This is a genomic window from Streptomyces bluensis (genome assembly GCF_014650715.1).
GTDB classification, from domain to species: Bacteria; Actinomycetota; Actinomycetes; order Streptomycetales; family Streptomycetaceae; genus Streptomyces; species Streptomyces bluensis.
This window is the reverse complement of sequence record NZ_BMVM01000014.1, coordinates 133,283-150,133: the sequence shown is the minus strand read 5'-3', so window position 1 is coordinate 150,133 and position 16,851 is coordinate 133,283. Positions and strand designations below refer to the sequence as shown.

16 protein-coding genes and 1 tRNA gene are annotated in these 16,851 nt (G+C 70.3%); 12 read left to right on the top strand and 5 right to left on the bottom strand.

What is annotated here, in order from left to right; genetic code table 11:
• The first annotated feature begins 279 nt into the window (after nt 1–279).
• From IE262_RS29215 to IE262_RS29205, 3 genes are all read left to right on the top strand, one after another.
• Complete coding sequence (locus tag IE262_RS29215; RefSeq protein ID WP_134037937.1) at nt 280–876, top strand: hypothetical protein; 597 nt, start codon at nt 280–282, stop codon at nt 874–876.
• Nucleotides 877–1,324: 448 nt separating this feature from the next.
• Entirely contained in the window at nt 1,325–1,819 is a 495-nt protein-coding gene (locus tag IE262_RS29210) for a site-specific integrase (protein ID WP_189877856.1), read from the top strand.
• Between the two features lie 29 nt (nt 1,820–1,848).
• Entirely contained in the window at nt 1,849–2,241 is a 393-nt protein-coding gene (locus IE262_RS29205; RefSeq protein ID WP_229877562.1) for a site-specific integrase, read from the top strand.
• 131 nt (nt 2,242–2,372) lie between these two features.
• Here IE262_RS29205 and IE262_RS29200 read toward each other — a convergent pair.
• Both IE262_RS29200 and IE262_RS29195 read right to left on the bottom strand, forming a co-directional pair.
• Nucleotides 2,373–2,459, bottom strand: a tRNA-Ser gene (locus tag IE262_RS29200).
• 45 nt (nt 2,460–2,504) lie between these two features.
• A complete protein-coding gene (locus IE262_RS29195) occupies nt 2,505–4,010 on the bottom strand; it encodes a S1C family serine protease (RefSeq protein WP_189877852.1) in 1,506 nt (501 codons plus the stop codon).
• A 302-nt stretch (nt 4,011–4,312) separates the two neighbouring features.
• Here IE262_RS29195 and IE262_RS29190 point away from each other — a divergent pair, with 302 nt between their 5' ends.
• From IE262_RS29190 to IE262_RS29180, 3 genes are all read left to right on the top strand, one after another.
• Entirely contained in the window at nt 4,313–5,122 is an 810-nt protein-coding gene (locus IE262_RS29190) for a glycerophosphodiester phosphodiesterase (RefSeq protein WP_134037985.1), read from the top strand.
• Between the two features lie 120 nt (nt 5,123–5,242).
• Nucleotides 5,243–5,875, top strand: coding sequence for an ATP-binding protein (locus tag IE262_RS29185; protein ID WP_134037987.1), 633 nt, complete (start codon nt 5,243–5,245; stop codon nt 5,873–5,875).
• A 450-nt stretch (nt 5,876–6,325) separates the two neighbouring features.
• The gene (locus tag IE262_RS29180; protein WP_189877850.1) at nt 6,326–7,315 is read left to right on the top strand and encodes a DUF5926 family protein; all 990 of its coding nucleotides are present in this window, start codon (nt 6,326–6,328) and stop codon (nt 7,313–7,315) included.
• 242 nt (nt 7,316–7,557) lie between these two features.
• Here the strand turns inward: IE262_RS29180 and IE262_RS29175 are convergent, their stop codons facing one another.
• Together IE262_RS29175 and IE262_RS29170 are read right to left on the bottom strand one after the other, a co-directional pair.
• The gene (locus tag IE262_RS29175) at nt 7,558–8,208 is read right to left on the bottom strand and encodes a hypothetical protein (protein WP_229877561.1); all 651 of its coding nucleotides are present in this window, start codon (nt 8,206–8,208) and stop codon (nt 7,558–7,560) included.
• Nucleotides 8,209–8,365: 157 nt separating this feature from the next.
• Nucleotides 8,366–9,031 carry a bifunctional DNA primase/polymerase gene (locus IE262_RS29170; RefSeq protein ID WP_134037994.1) on the bottom strand — a complete coding sequence of 222 codons (666 nt, stop codon included), beginning with the start codon at nt 9,029–9,031 and terminating at the stop codon, nt 8,366–8,368.
• A gap of 481 nt (nt 9,032–9,512) precedes the next feature.
• Between IE262_RS29170 and IE262_RS29165 the strand changes: the two genes are divergently transcribed.
• Together IE262_RS29165 and IE262_RS29160 are read left to right on the top strand one after the other, a co-directional pair.
• Nucleotides 9,513–11,069 carry a PP2C family protein-serine/threonine phosphatase gene (locus IE262_RS29165; RefSeq protein ID WP_189877848.1) on the top strand — a complete coding sequence of 519 codons (1,557 nt, stop codon included), beginning with the start codon at nt 9,513–9,515 and terminating at the stop codon, nt 11,067–11,069.
• Nucleotides 11,070–11,168: 99 nt separating this feature from the next.
• The gene (locus IE262_RS29160) at nt 11,169–12,641 is read left to right on the top strand and encodes an aminopeptidase P family protein (protein WP_134038000.1); all 1,473 of its coding nucleotides are present in this window, start codon (nt 11,169–11,171) and stop codon (nt 12,639–12,641) included.
• Between the two features lie 181 nt (nt 12,642–12,822).
• Here the strand turns inward: IE262_RS29160 and IE262_RS29155 are convergent, their stop codons facing one another.
• Nucleotides 12,823–13,272 (bottom strand): ATP-binding protein, encoded by a 450-nt coding sequence (locus tag IE262_RS29155; RefSeq protein WP_134038003.1) that lies wholly within the window; start codon nt 13,270–13,272, stop codon nt 12,823–12,825.
• A gap of 364 nt (nt 13,273–13,636) precedes the next feature.
• On the opposite strand from IE262_RS29155, the gene IE262_RS29150 reads away from it, so the two are divergent.
• The 4 genes from IE262_RS29150 (at nt 13,637) to IE262_RS29135 (ending at nt 16,849) form a co-directional block, all read left to right on the top strand.
• Nucleotides 13,637–14,428, top strand: a complete 792-nt coding sequence (locus tag IE262_RS29150; protein ID WP_189877845.1) for a hypothetical protein — start codon at nt 13,637–13,639, stop codon at nt 14,426–14,428.
• Between the two features lie 303 nt (nt 14,429–14,731).
• A complete protein-coding gene (locus IE262_RS29145) occupies nt 14,732–15,499 on the top strand; it encodes a YcnI family copper-binding membrane protein (protein WP_189877843.1) in 768 nt (255 codons plus the stop codon).
• 112 nt (nt 15,500–15,611) lie between these two features.
• On the top strand, nt 15,612–16,304 hold the full coding sequence (locus tag IE262_RS29140; RefSeq protein WP_229877560.1) for an SCO family protein: 693 nt from the start codon (nt 15,612–15,614) through the stop codon (nt 16,302–16,304).
• The gene (locus IE262_RS29135; protein WP_308432803.1) at nt 16,301–16,849 is read left to right on the top strand and encodes a copper chaperone PCu(A)C; all 549 of its coding nucleotides are present in this window, start codon (nt 16,301–16,303) and stop codon (nt 16,847–16,849) included. Before IE262_RS29140 ends, IE262_RS29135 begins: the two co-directional genes overlap by 4 nt.
• Nucleotides 16,850–16,851: the final 2 nt, after the last annotated feature.

Genomic DNA, 16,851 nt, shown 5'->3' with positions numbered 1-16,851 from the left:
CACCCAACAACCCGCTCCGGACGGACGGGGAATGATCGTCGCGGGGGCATGTCCACGCTGTCACGGCAAGACCAGCACACTCTTCCCGTGGGCCCGGCCGGGAACAGGGACGAAGGGCGGACTCAGCCTGCTCTTCGGGAGAGGGGAGACGCGAAGAACGGAGGGAGGACCGGAGCCGCTGCTGGCGGAGGTACACCTGTGCGAGTGCGGTCACGCCCATCCTCAGTGTCCTCCGGACACGTCATACATCGGGTGCGGCGCGAGCTGGCGAATCCGTCGATGAGTACCCGTTCCGACCGCCGCTGGGCCGAACTCGCCCGGGAATTGGAGTTCACCAGGCTTCCCGAACTGCGCAGGCAAGCAGAGGGCTGGCGCACCGGCCTCACCGGGCTGACCGCCCTGCTCGCCGTTCTCGTACTGCTCAAGGGCCGGGACAACCTCGCCGACCTGCCTGACACCGCCCGCGCGATCGCCACCGGCCTGCTGGTCACCGCCTTTGTGCTCCTGACCACAGGCTCGCTCCTGGCCGTACGAGCGGCGCACGGGGCCCCGGAACGCGAGATCCTCATGGGCGGGCAGGCCCTGCGGCGCTGGACCGAGCAAGAAGCGGCACGAGTGACACGAGCACTCGCCTGGGCCTCCCTGTGTTGCGTCCTGGGGGTGATCCTTGTGGTCGGGGCACTTGTCGTCGCGTGGGTGACGACACGGGCTCCCGGCACCCATGAGGTCATGGTGAGGACCGACACGGGTGTGGTGTGCGGAGAGTTGGTCCTTGCTGACCGGCACTACGTAGAGATCAGCTCCCGGACAAGCGGCAAGGTCTCGTTGCCTTGGACGTCCATCGTGAGCATGGCACCGGCCAAGATGTGCAGCTGAGTGCTGTATCCGATTCCCGTCCTGACGACGCTGCATTCCGACGCGTTGCGCGTTGCCGAGACCCATATACCGAGCAGGCCACTCAACGCGACAACCTCCCCCCTCTCAGCGTCGTCCCCGTAGCGTGCCCTTCAGAGCGGAGAAACAGGGTCAACAGCCGTACCACCCAGGTCTCAGCACCTTCCGCAGCAAATAGCAACTACGCTGGTCAGAGCCGTTCGCATCTGAAGTTCGGGACGCGGAGGTCGTGCCCGATCCGTGCCAGATCCTGCGGGAATCACGGGGAACGCCGGGGAACCAGGCGGGCGCCCACAAGGCACTGACACCGCCCCGCCACAGGTCAGGGAGGCGCCGGGTCCTGAATCACCTAAGCTCCCCAAGCTCAGGGCGCAGCGCCGTCTTCACTGACGCGTAGGTCTTCTCGTATGCGTGCCCGAAGCTGGCATGGGTGGAACGCAACGCACCGGCAGTCGTCGACCTGGACAACGCCAAGCGCGTGCGCACGGTGCTGGAGCACCTGGCCAAGAGGCAAGACGGCAAGTCGGCCGCCGCGAACACGTTCCGGCGGCGCCGCGCCGTGCTCAGCAACTGCCTGCGCCTTGCCGTGGAACATGAGTTGTTGCCCGGCAACCCCTTGCACCGCGTGCACTGGGAGACCCCCAAGGCAGTGGAGGAGCTGGACATCCGCAGCGTCGCCACACCAGCGCAAGCGCGGGCTCTGCTGGACGCGGTACGTGCGCAGAGGCCCCGCGGCTCCCACCTGGTCGCCTTCTTCGCGTGCATCTACTACGCCGCGATGCGACCGGAAGAGGTGTCCATGTTGAGCGCTGAACAGTGCGAGCTCGCCGAAGAGGGGTGGGGACGGCTCATGCCGGCTGGCGCCCGTCCGCAGGTGGTTCCGCATGGACCGACGACGGCAAGCCATACGAGGAACGGCAGTTGAAGCACCGGGCCCACCGCGCAGTTCGGCCGGTGCCCATCCCGCCCGTCCTGGTCGCCATCCTGCGAGATCACATCGAAGCGTTCGGGACCACGGCCGAGGGCCGAATGTTCAGCGCCGTACGGGGCGGACCGGTCCGCTCGCAGGAGTACGGCGCGGTGTGGAAGGGAGCTCGCAAAAAGGCGCTCACTCCCGCACAGGTGGCCTCTCCACTGGCCGCCATCCCGTACGACCTCCGCCATGCGTGCGTGTCGTTCTGGCTCCGCTCCGGGGTCAGCCTCGCCAAGACAGCCCGGCGCGCGGGTCAGAGCGTCGCCGTCCTCCAGCGCTACTACGCCAAGGTTCTCGATGGCGAGGAAGCGAGGATGAACGCGCTGATCGAGCAGGGATTGGCGGAGCATGACGGCGAGGCCGAGGGGTCCTGATTCCTGGCCGCAGGTTGGCCGCACGCGCTGGAGGTGGGAAACCGGCGAGTCAGGGTGAGACAAGGTCATGCCAAAGGGGTGCCTCTCCGGAGAGTGGCACCCCTTCTGACCTGCAACGTCTATGACCTGCGCGGAGGCGGTGGGATTTGAACCCACGGTGACATCGCTGCCACGACGGTTTTCAAGACCGTTCCCTTCGGCCGCTCGGGCACGCCTCCCCGCGCGCCCCACGATCGTCGGGCGCGCGGGGACAAGAGTAACTGTTAGCTGTCGCCCTCGCGCTGGCCCAGGGTGACCTCGGTCGTGCGGGTCTTGCCGTCACGTTGGTAGGTGAGGGTCACCTTGTCGCCCGGCTGGTGCGTCCAGATCTGACCGATCAGGGTGGGGCCGCTGTCGATCGGGTGGTCGTCGAGCTTGGTGATCACGTCACCGGGCTTGAGCCCGGCCTTGGCCGCGGGGCCGCCCGGGGTGACCGAGTTGGCACCGCCCTCGCCCTGGTCGGTGATCGTCGCCCCGCCTGTGCCGTCCTGCAGGGAGACCGATGCGCCGATCACCGGGTAGACCGGCTTGCCCGTCCTGATCAGCTGCTGGGCGACGTTCTCCGCCTGGTTGATCGGGATCGCGAAGCCCAGGCCGATCGACCCGGACTGGCCGGTGCCGCCGAGGCCGCCGTTGCTTGAGGACTGGATCGCCGAGTTGATGCCGATGACGTTGCCCTGCGCGTCCAGGAGCGGACCGCCGGAGTTGCCGGGGTTGATCGACGCGTCCGTCTGCAGGGCGCTCATGTACGACGCCTTGCTGCTGGAGCTGCCGTCGCTGGAGGCGACGGGGCGGTTCTTGGCACTGATGATGCCCGTGGTCACCGTGTTGGAGAGGCCGAAGGGCGCACCGATGGCGATGGTCGAGTCGCCGACGGCCACCCTGTCGGAGTCGCCGAGGGTCAGGGGCTTCAGGTCCGAAGGAGCGCTCCTCAGCTTGATGACCGCGACGTCGTAGCCCTGGGCGTGCCCGACGACCTCGGCGTCGTACTTCTTGCCGGAGGGGAAGGTCGCGGTGAGCTTGCCGCCGTCGACGGCGCCCGCCACCACGTGGTTGTTGGTGACGATGTGGCCCTGCTTGTCGAAGACGAAGCCGGTGCCGGTGCCGCCCTCTCCGTTGCTGCTCTCGGCCTCGATGGTGACCGTGCTGGGCAGCGCCTTGGCGGCGACGGCGGCGACGGTGCCCGGGTCACGCTTGAGGTCGCCGCCGCTCTGCGAGGCGGACACCGTGGTCGAGCCCGTGGAGCCCTCGTTGCGGTCGGCCAGCGTGTAGCCGATGCCGCCGCCCACACCGCCCGCCACGAGGGCGGCCACGAGGACCGCGGCGAGCAGTCCGCCGCGCCTGCCGGCGGGCTTCGGCGCGGGCTGCTGGTACGAGGTGCCCCAGCCAGGGCCCGAACCGCCACCGTCCGCGTACGACGGCATGGCCGGAGGCGGAGGCGGGGGCCAGCCGGCGGCCGGGGGCGAAGTCGCCCCGCCGGGGGGCACTTCGGGGGCGCCCTGAGGCTGCGCGTGGCCGTCGGTGCCCTGACCGTCGGCGGACGCGTACGGCGGCGCCCCCGTGGGCGCTGCCGGGATCGGAGTCGTCGGCGCCTCCTGTGCGGCGGTGTCACCGGCAGGCGCGCTCGGCTCGGGCGCCTTGGCCGGTGCGGAAGCAGCGGGAGATTCCACCGGCACAGGAGGTGCGGACGGGGCGGGGGGTACTGCGGTGCCCTCGTTCTCGGTGCTCACAGCTCTTCTCCTCGATCCACGGCTGTTGTTTCTCGGTCGCACTCGGTCGCACTCGGTCACGCGCGTTCACGCTTCGGTGGTCCGGCGCGATGAAGCTGTGCATCTGTGCATCTGTGCATGTGCTTGTCATGTGATTGTGTCTGCCGTCAGCTTTTCCCATGGACCGTCAGAGCACCATAAGCGGTGCCTGTGGGTCTGCGACCATCCTTTATATCGGACCTGTCATACCTATCGGACTAAACAGACAGATTTGTGACGCGACCACCCTCACGCATACCCCCTCGCGGTGGCACCATGACGCCGTGACCCACGCACGACAGCACCCGATTCAGGTCGTCGCCCACCGTGGAGCCTCCGAAGAGGCCCCCGAGCACACGCTGGCCGCGTACAAGAAGGCGATCGAGGACGGTGCGGACGCCCTCGAATGCGATGTACGGCTGACTGCGGACGGCCATCTCGTCTGCGTGCACGACCGCCGCGTCAACCGCACGTCCAACGGCCGCGGCGCGGTCTCGGCCCTGGAGCTCGCCGACCTGGCCACCCTGGACTTCGGCTCCTGGAAGAGTCGTGACGAGGAGCCCGACTGGGAGCACCGCCCCGAGGATCGGGAGGCCACCTCCGTCCTCACCCTGGAGCGCCTTCTGGAGCTGGTCGCCGACGCGGGCCGCCAGGTGGAACTGGCCATCGAGACCAAGCATCCGACGCGCTGGGCGGGCCAGGTGGAGGAGCGGCTGCTGCTCCTGCTGAAGCGGTTCGGCCTGGACGCCCCGGAGTCCGCCGCCGAGTCGCCGGTTCGGGTCATGAGCTTCTCCGCGCGCTCCCTGCACCGCGTCCGGGCCGCGTCACCGACGCTGCCCACGGTCTACCTGATGCAGTTCGTCTCGCCCCGGCTGCGGGACGGACGCCTGCCGGCGGGCGTCCGGATCGCCGGACCCTCGATCCGGGTCGTGCGCAATCACCCCGCGTACATCGAGCGCCTGAAGCGGGCCGGCCACCAGGTGCACGTGTGGACCGTGAACGAGCCCCAGGACGTCGACCTCTGCGCCGGCCTGGGCGTCGACGCCATCATCACCAACCGCCCACGCGCGGTGCTGCGGCAGTTGGACCGCTGAGGCCACCGGAGCAGCGGCGTGCACGGGAACGCCCCGGGGAGCCACCGAGCAGCATCGAATTCCAGCCACACGATTACAGGGAGTGCACCGGCGCGTTCGATCCGTACTTGATCGTTACAAGTGCGTCAGTGGACGTGGATTGGCCGGTTTCCAGTCCAGCCCAATGGGGCATTCACACCGTGGCGTGGGGCAAAGGAGGTCTCGGGGGTGGCGTTGGTGGTGGCACAGGAGGTGCCCACGTCGTCGAGCATGGCCGTACCCCATGGCCCTGCGGGCGTGGGGGAAGCAAGACACAGGATGCGTGACCAGTTGCGCACCGGGGGTGTGGCGGAAACGGTCATCGACGATGCCGTACTGATCCTTTCCGAACTACTCAGTAACGCCTGCAAGCACGGCAGACCACTGGGCGACGAAGCCCTCGCCGGGGACGGCGACGTGCGCGCGGCGTGGTGCGTCGACCCGTCGGGCCGGCTCACCGTGGAGGTGACGGACGGCGGTGGCCCGACCAGCCCGGTTCCGGCCACCCCCTCGGTCACCGCCCATGGCGGCCGTGGCCTGAACATCATCACCGCGCTGGCCGACGACTGGGGCGTCCGGAACGACGCGCGCGGAGAGGTCACCGTGTGGGTCGTCGTCCAGGAGAACGTGGACCGCGCCCGCCGTCGCGACGACTTCGTCAGCCGCGTCACGGCTCCGCCGGTCTCCGCGATACCCGGCCTGGAACTGGCGGAAGCCTTCGAGGACATGGACTAGCGCGGGGCGCACCGCTCGGGGACAGACGGCCCGGATCCGTGATCCGTGATGCGTGATGCACGGTCCGTGATGTGTGATGTCTGATTTGTGACGGGTGCGGGCGCGTGGCCCGAGCGGTGGCACCATCTCTGGGTCCTCGGTGCGGGCGCACTGGTCTGCAGCCCTGATGCGCGGGGCCCTTCGGCAGGGTACGAGGGACGGGTGACTCGGCCACGAGTGGCCTGGAGCACTGGCACGAGAGATCTGGAACCCGGCCACGAGGGATCTGCGATCCGCAACCCGACGCTTGCCCGGACCGACGGACATCCGACCGACAGACTTCCGGCCGACAGACATCCGGCCGACAGGCCCCCCGAGCGGCAGGCGTTGTCCACAGGTTCCCGCCGGTCGCCGTGCGAGCGGCTAGGCTCCCGACTGTACGAAACGAGCCGTAACCGGGAGACACCCACGATGGCCAAGAAGCGACCCCAGACGAAGGCCAAGCGCCCGCAGAGCACGGGCGGAGCCGGCGCCGCAGGCGCTGACGGCCACGTTCCGGTTGTCGGCGCGCGCGAGCCCTGCCCCTGTGGCAGCGGCCGCCGCTACAAGGCCTGCCACGGCCGGGCCGCCGCGCACGCGGTGACCGAGTTGGTGCAGCGCCCCTTCGGGGGCCTCCCGGGGGAGTGCGACTGGATCGCGCTGCGCGAGCTGGTGCCCGCCGCCACCGTGGAGCTGACTCTGAAAGAGGGCCTCCCGGAGGGCGTCCCGTCGGTCACGCTCGCCACCGTCCTGCCGATGGCCTGGCCGGCCCTGCGCCGCGACGACGGCTCGGTGCTGCTCGGACTGCAGAACGACACGGCGTCGGGCGACATCAGCCGCGACCTGGCCGACACTCTCCAGCGCGCGCTCGTCGCGGAGCCCGGCACTCCGGTCCAGGGTCGCCGCGCCCCGGCCGACGCTCCGCGACTGCAGGATCTGCTCGACCCCGAAGGCGCGTTCGAGCCAGTTGTGCACACGGGCTTCGAATTCTGGGTTCCGGACGCGGAGAACGCGACGGCGGAAGTGGCCGCGTCCCTGGAGCGGGCCAACGCCGCCGCCATCCCGACCGTGAAACTCCAGGGTGTGGACGCCGCGTACTGGTGCGAGACCCCCGACAAGAACCACCTGCGCTGGGTCATGCCCCACGCCGAGGAGCAGCTTCTGGACGCCCTCGCGCGGCTGCACGCGGCCGGGCAGTCGGCACTCGGCGAGGGCACCCGCCTGGTGGGCTCCTTCCGGGCGCACGGTCTCACGGTGCCGGTCTGGGACCTGCCAAGCAGCGTCGGCGCGGAGGACATCGAGAAGCCCGCCGCCGAGTTCGCCGAGCGCCTCGCCACCGCGCTGGCCTCGGACGCGCCGCTCACCCCGGACGAGCGGCGGGCACGCGGCGGGCTGACCAACCGACAGGTCACGCTCAGCTGAGAGACGAGGCCGGCCGGCCGACCGGTCAACCGACCCGCCGTTCAATCAGCAGGTGACTCCTGTCACAACTCCCCTCTGTGACAAGGAAATCGGTGTCTGAATAGCCGAGATCGAATTTGCTAACAGCCGATCTCTTGTTACCGTTCCAGTAGCCCGGTTGCTGGTGCATCCCCCGTCGCCAGCAACCGGGTCTTTGCATGCCCGGGTTCGGACGCGGTCAGTTGTACGGAACCGGAGGGGTGTCAACCGCCGGTCGTCTGGGGCGAGTTGCTCCCGGAGCGCAGCAACAGCGGCCCGCGTCCGGCGCTCCCCGCGAACTCCGCGACGGCTGTGTACGCCCCCAGATCGCCTCGCGTACGCTCCCGCGGCGTCTCACACACGCCGGGCTCGTCCTGCGCGCCCACGATGCAGCGCATCCACACGGAACGTCCGTCGGGTGCCATGAGGCTGAGGGAGGAACTCAGTTCCTCGCCCGTCGCGTTGCGGTAATAGGTGCGCGCCCAGGTCTCCTCGTCCCGGGTCAGCACACAGGTCTGCGCCTTGATGCCGCCAGGGGACGAGAGGTCGGGGCCGCAGCGGGTGACGGTGGCGAGGTCGAAGCCGAGCGACAAGGCCGACCGCGAGAGGGCCGACACCCCCTCGCCGCGCGCCTCACCGATGTGGGACTCACCAGTGCGCGCGTCGTCACCGTACGTTCGCCCGTCACCCTGCGCTCCCGCGTCGCCCTGCGCTCGCTCGCCCTCGCGCGCTCCGCCGTCGGTGGTTCGCGTCTTGTCGTCGGTGAGTCCGGACACCCGGGCGACCATCCGACCCGCGTCGCCGACAGTGCCCGCGGACGCCACAGCCAGCGGGAAGGCGACAGCGGCCACCGCGACCCCGATCAGCGCCCCCACGCGGACCCTTCGGGCCCCCGGCCCGCGACGCCGCAGCCATGAGGCTCTGTGCCGACCGGAACGAAGCCAGCCGGAACGAAGCCGACCGGAATGAAACTGCATGAACGGAAGATAACGCCCCACAGCGGGCGCCCGGTTTCCCGCGCGCCCAACACCCTCACAACTCGGGTGCGCTCACACCCGTACGAGTGAGGGCCTCCACCACCGCGTCCACCACGGCCTCCACATCGGGCACCCAGGGCACGGCCGAGCCGGGCAACGGAGCCCGTTCCCAGCGGACCTGGCCGATGCCGGTCTCGGACGGGGGCAGCGCCAGATAGCCGCCCTCGCCGTGGAAGCGCAGGGAACCCGGCACGAAGTCCTTGGCGTACAGCAACTCGCCCAGTTGCTCCATGGAATAGGGCGCCACGAGAATCGCCCATCGCGCGGGGGTCGCCACGACCGGGCCGAGGCGCATCCCCGTGCGGTCGAGTGCTTCGAGGGCGCGGGCCGCCGCGAGGGCCGGCAGGCTCACCGCACAGGGCGCCTTGCCTCCTGTGGCCAGCACGATCGGCGCCGCGGGCCGGTTGCTCCACCACCAGCGCACCATGCGCTCGTCGGTGGTGGCCGCGAGGAGACCGGGGTCGAAGGGATGGGCGCCGGGCACTACGCACTCCGCGTCGGGGCATCCGCAGCGGGCCCGGCCCTGCGGGTCCGGAGCCACGCCCGGGAGTACGGGCCACTGCCATTCGGTCGCGAACGTCAGGGCCTGCTGAAGCATCTCAGACCTCCCGCCGTTCCGCTTGGACAGGAGCCTGCGTCGCTTTCCGGGGATCTCGCGCATGAGCGCTCGCTCCTTTCCGTTGCACGCCTGGCAACACCGCGGTCCACATCACAACATGTGTCGATCACTTCACTGTGCGTACCTGCTGGCGCATCACACCCCTGTCCAGGACAAGGGGAACCCCTAGGGGCCGAGCACTGGCTGCTTCCGTGTCCATACTGCGTCTGCCTAAAGCACGGGCATGGCGTACGGGTGGCGACGTCCGGCGATCTGCCGTACCACTCTTGCTCGCCGCCTCCGCCACGGGAGGATGGGGCACGGTCGTCGGTGGATAGGACGCTCAGCTCCGGCGCCAGGTTCCGGGTGGCCCCCACCACCCCTGGCTTTCACCGAGTACGTACCCATCACGACCGCTGTGACGCTCTGTCGAACAAGGCCAGTCGACCGCAATACGCCGTTCCCTGAGGCACTTTTAAGCCAACTTTACTATTTCACAAGAGACTCACTGCACCCCACGGACACCAGATATCCCCGCAGGACAATGCTGGACATCTCCTCACGAGTGCGTGTACATGTGGAGACACTGCTGGCGGCGCAAAATGACATGGGGGTTTGCGATGCTATGGAGCAATGCGCGCCGGTCCGAAAGCCGGACACCATGAACGCCCCTCACCTTCCGAAAGTGGCTGGAATCGATTCAACCGTTCCGTCGCCCGCACACACTGTCGTGCCCACACCCGCCGCCACGGGCGCTCCGCCGGCCACGCCGCCCGTCGCCCCCGGAGCCGTTCTCCAGGACCGACTCGCAGGCCGGGTCTCCGACCTCACGACCCTCCACGAACTCACCGAGCGCCTGGCACGCACGGACTCACTCGGCGACGCGCTGCAGGAACTGCTGCGCGCCGGAGCCGCCCTCGTAGGCGCCCGGCGCGGTCTCGTCGTACTTGAACCGGGCGACGGGCTCGGCCCGGACACGACCGTCGGCCTCGGCCTCGGCCGGGCCGATCTCGGCCACATCGAGACGGTGCCGCGCGCCTCCATGTCGTACGGACGGCTCCTCGACACACCGGCCGGACTCCCGGGCGGCGACGGCGAGATCGCACAGCCCGACCTCTTCGCCGAGGACGGGCTGGACCCCCGCCACCGTGAGGTGGCCGCGCGCCTCGGCTACGCCGCCAGCTACGCGCTGCCGCTCACCACGGAGGCGGCGGGCCGCATCGGTGCCGCCGTCTGGCTCTACGACGAACCCGCCGAACCTGTCGAGCGGCAGCGGCACCTGGTCGGCCTCTACGCCCGCTACGCGACCGAACACCTGGCCCGGACCGTCGAAACAGAGCGCACGCGCGCGTGCATGAGGACGATCGCCGAGGAACTACTCCCCTCCCGGCTGCCCCGGCTCGCCGGCATCCAGCTCGCCGCCCGGCACCGCACCGGCTCCCGCGGTGGCGGCGACTGGTACGACGCGCTGCCGCTGCCCGACGGCGCGCTCGGCCTCGCGGTCGGGTCCGTCACCGGGTCCGGGCCCAGCGCGATCGCCGCGATGGGGCGGCTGCGGGCGTCCCTGAGGGCGTACGCCGTGATGGAGGGCGAGGACCCCGTCGCCGTCCTGTCCGATCTCGAACTGCTCCTGAGGCTCACGGAACCCGCCCGCGCGGCCACCGCCCTCTTCGCCTACTGCGAACCCGCCCTGCGCAAGATCACTCTGGCCGGGGCCGGGCACAACCCGCCGCTGGTGATCGGTGAGCGGCGCACCGAGTTCGTGGAGACGTCCCTGTCGGCCCCCTTGGGGATGCTCGCCTGCTGGGAGGCGCCCAGCACCGAGCTGTGCGTTGAGCCGGGCGAGACGGTGCTGCTCTACACCGACGGTCTGCTGCGGCGCATGGGCGACGCCATGGACCGCGCCTTCGCCCGGCTGCACGCCGCCGCGGCGGGCCTGCCCAGACCGGTGCGCGCCGACCCCGGTGCGGTCGCCGACCACATCCTGCGCAGCGTGCTGCCCGACGGGCCGGCCGTGCGGGCGCCCCGCAACCGGGCGGAGCCGGGACGGGCGGACGGCAGCGAGGAGGACGTGGTGCTGCTGGCGGCCCGCTTCGAGTGACCGGGCGACCGGGCTCCCGCACGGGGTTCGGCACCCTGGCCCCTCTTCGGTACGACCGTACGATGGAGGAGGTCCAGTGCCGTATCGAGGAGGATGACCGTGGCGGACGAGCTCGAACCGGAGACCCCGGAGACCGAGGCGACCGAAGCCGAAGAAGAGCCGATCAAGCAGCGCAAGAACGGCCTGTACCTGGGCGTGTCCGACGAGCTGGCCGAGAACATGAAGTCCGGCTGGGCCGACACCGAGCTGCGCGACCTGCGGCCGATCGCCCAGGCCGCCGAGACCGCCGCCCGCCGCGCCGCGCTCTCCGCGCGTTTCCCGGGCGAGCGCATCGTCGTCCCCGCGGGCAACCTCAAGACCCGCTCGAACGACACGGAATACCCCTTCCGCGCCTCCGTCGAGTACGCCTACCTCACCGGCAACCAGGCGGAGGACGGCGTCCTGGTCCTCGAACCGAGGGGCGAGGGCCACGAGGCGACCATCCACCTCCTGCCGCGCTCCAACCGCGAGGACGGCGAGTTCTGGCTCTCCGGGCAGGGCGAGCTGTGGGTCGGCCGCCGCCACTCGCTCGCCGAGGCGGAGCAGTTGTACGGCATCCCGGCCTCGGACGTGCGCGAGCTGGCGGCCAGGCTGAAAGAGGCCACGGGCCCGGTCCGGGTCGTGCGCGGTTACGACGCGGGCATCGAGGCGGCCCTCACCGACAAGGTGACCGCCGAGCGCGACGAGGAGCTGCGCGTCTTCCTCTCGGAAGCCCGCCTGGTCAAGGACGACTTCGAGATCGGCGAGCTGCAGAAGGCCGTCGACTCGACCGTGCGCGGCTTCGAGGACGTGGTGAAGGTCCTCGACAAGGCGGAGGCCACGTCCGAGCGCTACATCGAAGGAACGTTCTTCCTCCGCGCGCGCGTGGAGGGCAACGACGTCGGCTACGGATCCATCTGCGCGGCCGGCCCGCACGCCTGCACGCTGCACTGGGTGCGCAACGACGGCCCCGTCCGCTCCGGGGACCTGCTCCTGCTGGACGCGGGCGTGGAGACGCACACGTACTACACCGCGGACGTCACGCGCACGCTGCCCGTGAACGGCACGTACAGCGAGATCCAGAAGAAGATCTACGACGCCGTGTACGACGCCCAGGAGGCCGGTATCGCGGCCGTGAAGCCGGGAGCCAAGTACCGCGACTTCCACGACGCCGCGCAGCGCGTGCTCGCCGAGAGGCTCGTCGAGTGGGGCCTGGCCGAGGGCCCGGTCGAACGCGTCCTGGAGCTGGGCCTGCAACGCCGCTGGACCCTGCACGGCACCGGTCACATGCTCGGCATGGACGTCCACGACTGCGCGGCCGCGCGCGTGGAGTCGTACGTGGACGGCACGCTGGAGCCCGGCATGGTCCTCACCGTCGAGCCGGGCCTGTACTTCCAGGCCGACGACCTGACCGTGCCCGCCGAGTACCGCGGCATCGGCGTCCGCATCGAGGACGACATCCTGGTGACCGAGGACGGCAACCGGAACCTGTCGGCGGGACTGCCGCGCCGCTCCGACGAGGTCGAGTCGTGGATGGCGGCCCTGAAGGGCTGATCAACGGCTGATCAAGGCCTCGGGACCGGCCCTGGGATGCCGCCCGGAGGCTGATACGACACTGACGGCCGGGTGGCCTCCTGGGTGCCCGGCCGTTGGTGTGCCCAGGGCGCTCTTCTGGCCGGCAGGGCGTCGGCACGCCCGACCGGCGCAGGGCGCAGTGGTCCTGCCGGCAGGGAAGCTAGACCGCCATCAGCGGAGAGTCCTCGCGCCACTTGAGGATCTTGTCGAAGCTCACCACGGCGCCACCCCGGCCCGGCTTGTTGCCGATGTGGACGTGGTCCGCGAGCTCCTGGATGAGACCGAGGCCACGGCCGTTCTCAGCCTCGGCGCGGGCACGGCGGATCGGCGGACGCTCTCTCGTGGCGGGAAAGCCGGGCCCGGAGTCGGCGACCTCGATACGGCACTTCTCGCCGTCCAGGTACGCGGTCACCCGATACGCCTCGGGTGAGCCGGGCGTGGCCCCACCGTGTTCGACGGCGTTGGCGCAGGCCTCGCTGAGGGCGACGGAGAGGTCGTACGAGACGTCCGGGTCGACGCCCGCGGTCTCCATGGTGCCGAGCAGAAGCCGTCGGGCGAGCGGCACGCTGGCGGCGTCGCGCCGCAGATGCAGTGACCACCAGATGCTCATGCTCCAGCCTCCTGGCCGCGGCTCGACATACCGTTACGTATTGCCCTCAGCGCGGGTGTATAAGCGCATGGATCGTGTGATGCCGCCCGAACGGCGGATGCGCGGACGGCGGACCTGGGTGTATGCGGGGTTGTCCGGCGGCGGGATGTGCCGTCCGTCCGCAGGAGGCGGCCAAGGAGCCGTATGACGTCCGAGGATGCGAACGGCCCCGCCCCGGAGCACGGGCTCTCCTTCGCCCGTTCGTCGTGCGCCGGAGCTACCGAACACACCCCCTTCCGGTGAACAGACACCGCCTTCCGGCCGTACGTCAGGTCGTGGACCTGCCGAACGGGGCGCGCGAAGCCGGTGCGATGATGGGCGCGCCATGACTGCCCCCCAGTCGCGCACGGCGCGCGCCGGAGGTGATCTCCGGGTTCTGCGGGCCGCGGTGTTCGCCGCGGTCTGCGTCGTGCTGGCCGCGGCCGGTCATGCGCTCGCCTCCTGCGCCACAGTCCCGCTGTGGACGCTGGGCGCGGGGTTCGCCGCCGTCTTCGCGGTCGCGGTGCCGCTCGCCGGGCGCGAGCGCTCGCTGCCGGGCATCGCGACGCTGCTGGCGCTGGGCCAGACCGTGCTGCACACGTTGTTCGGACTCGGCCAGCACAGCACGTCCACGCCGGCCGGCGCCCCCGGCGCCATGGACACCGCCTTGGTGGAGCGCGCCGCACGCCTCGTGTGCGGGGCGACCGCGGCCGCGATCAGCCCGGCCCAGGCCCAGCGCATCCTCACCGACGCGGGACTGGACGCGCACGCCACGCACAGTCGCGCGGACGCGGCGATGACAACGGGCTCCTCGGCGTCCGCCCTGCCGACCCTGCCGATGCTGCTCGGCCACGTTCTCGCGGCCGTCGCCACCGCGTGGGTGCTGCGGCACGGGGACCTGGCGCTGCTGCGGATCGTACGGCTGTCCGCGGACGCGACGCTCGTACGGTCCCTGCGCGCGGCCCTCGCGCTGGTGGGTGCCCTGCGCTCCGGGCTCCCGGCAGCGCCGGACGTGGCACCCCACGCCGCGTGCTCCGCTCATGAGGAGCCACCGGCACCGCGTACGGCCGCGCTGCAGCACACGGTGATCCGGCGCGGCCCGCCCTCCTCGGCCGCCGTACTCGTGCTCGCCGCCTGACGCGGCGCTCCACTCCACCGGAGGGGACGCCGTCGTCGGCACGCGCGCGTGCCCGCCGTTTTCGCCGCCCCAGGGCTTCGGCCGTTGTCCGATGCCCCGGGGGCCTCGTTCTCGACGGCTCTCCCTGTGAAGGCGGTTTTCCGGAAGGCACCTCCCCAAGAGGGCGCTTTTCGCGGGCCGTCTCCCCAGGAGAGCGATTTTCGGGGATGCTCGGAGCCGCTTTTCGCGGTCCCGTCGGCACCGGCACGCACGCGCACCCCTCTTTCTCTCCGGACCATCCGTCACTGTGGAGTGTCATCCGCCATGAAGGCTTCCCGTATCGCCGCCGCCGGTGCCGTCGCCGCCTCGGCCGTCGTCGTCCTGTCCTCCCCCGCGTTCGCCCACGTCAGCGTCTCGCCTGAGGGCACCGCCCCCAAGGGCGGCTACGCGACGGTCAACTTCAAGGTTCCGAACGAGCGCGACGACGCCTCGACCACCAAGGTGGAGGTGACCCTCCCGACGGACCACCCGCTGGCCTCGGTGCAGCCGGAGGCCGTCGCCGGCTGGAAGGTCGAGGTCACCCGGTCCAAGCTCGACAAGCCGGTCGACCTGCACGGCGAGAAGATCGACGAGGCCGTCTCCAAGGTCACCTGGACGGCCACCGGCAAGGGCATCGAGTCCGGCTTCTTCCAGCAGTTCCCGGTCTCCCTCGGCCAGCTTCCCGAGGACAGCGACGAGCTCGTCTTCAAGGCCCTCCAGACGTACTCCGACAAGGAAGTCGTGCGCTGGATCGAGGTGCCGGAGAAGGGCCAGGAGGAGCCCGAGAGCCCGGCGCCGGTGCTCGCTCTGTCCGCCGCCACCGAGGACCACCACGGGGCGTCCGGCGCCGGCGCCGACTCCGGCGCCGACCAGGCCTCGGCATCGGGATCGGACACCGGCGACGCCGAGGCCGCCTCCGCCAAGACGTCCGCCGCCGAACCCGCCGACAGCACCGACACCACCGCCCGTGTTCTCGGCGTCGTGGGCATCGTCGTGGGCGCCGCGGGCGTGGCCTACGGCGTGCTGGCCGGTCGCCGGCGTACGAGCGCCTGACCTCTCCGCCCCCGACGCGCGCCCCGGGGTCGTACAGCCGTCCGTCGTCGTACGACCCCGGTGCGGGCCGGGCATCAAACATCTGGGACATTTTTCTATGCGCACGAAGAGCATGAACAGCACGAACAGCATGAACTCCACGAAGAAGACGTACGCGGCGGCCGCCCTGCTCGCCCTCGCCGCCCTCACCCTCTCCGCCTGCGGCAGCAGCGGTGACGACGCGAACGCGCCGGTCGCCGACGTGTCCGCGGAGTCCGGTACGGACAAGGCGGCGACGGTCCTCGACAAACCGTTCGAGAAGCCGGACCTCGTCCTCACGGACACGCAGGGCAAGTCCTACGACTTCCGCAAGGAGACCGACGGCAAGCCGACACTGGTCTACTTCGGCTACACCAACTGCCCCGACGTCTGCCCGCTGACGATGAGCAACATCGCCGTCGCCGAGAAGGAGGTGTCCAAGAAGCTGCCGAAGTCGGAACTGGCGGACCTGCGCGTCGTCTTCGTCACCACCGACCCGGAGCGGGACACCCCGAAAGCCCTCGGCGAGTGGCTCAAGGGCATCGACCCCGACGTCGTCGGCCTGACCGGCGACTTCGACACGATCCAGGCCGGCGCCCGTACCCTCGGCATCTCGATCGATCCGCCGACGAAGGACAAGAACGGCAAGGTCACCTCCATGCACGGCACCCAGGTGATCGCGTTCTCGCCGAAGACCGACGGCGGCTACGTGCTGTACGGGGAGGATGCGACCGTCGAGGACTACGCCAAGGACCTGCCGAAGCTCCTCAAGGGTGAGAACCCGTGAGGCTCCTCACCGGGGCGGCCGTGGCCATGGCCGCCGTACTCACGCTCGCCGGCTGCGGCGGAGAGGACACCGGCGGAAGCCGAGAGGGTGGCCTGAAGGTGCAGTCCGCCTACATGCCCCAACCGGTCACCGCCGCCATGGCGGCCGGTTACCTGGTCATCGAGAACGACAGCGACGCCGCCGACACCCTCCGGTCCGTCACCAGCGACATCGCCCAGGACGTCACCATCCACAAGACGTCCGGGCAGGCCATGGAGAGCGCCGGCAGCGACGACCGCGCCATCCCCGCCCACGGCAGGCTCGTCCTGGAGAGCGGCGGCATGCACCTGATGTTCGAGAAGCTGAAGCGCAAACCGAAGGAGGGCGAGACGGTGTCCGTACAACTGCACTTCGCGAAGACCGACCCGGTCGAGGTCGAGATGCCGGTGAAGTCGGCCACGTATCAGCCGGCTTCGGCCAGGTCGAACAAGTCGCCGGCGTCGTCGTCATTCGTCTCGTCGTCATTCGTCTCTTCGTCTTCGTCTTCGTCTTCGTCGCACCACTGAGG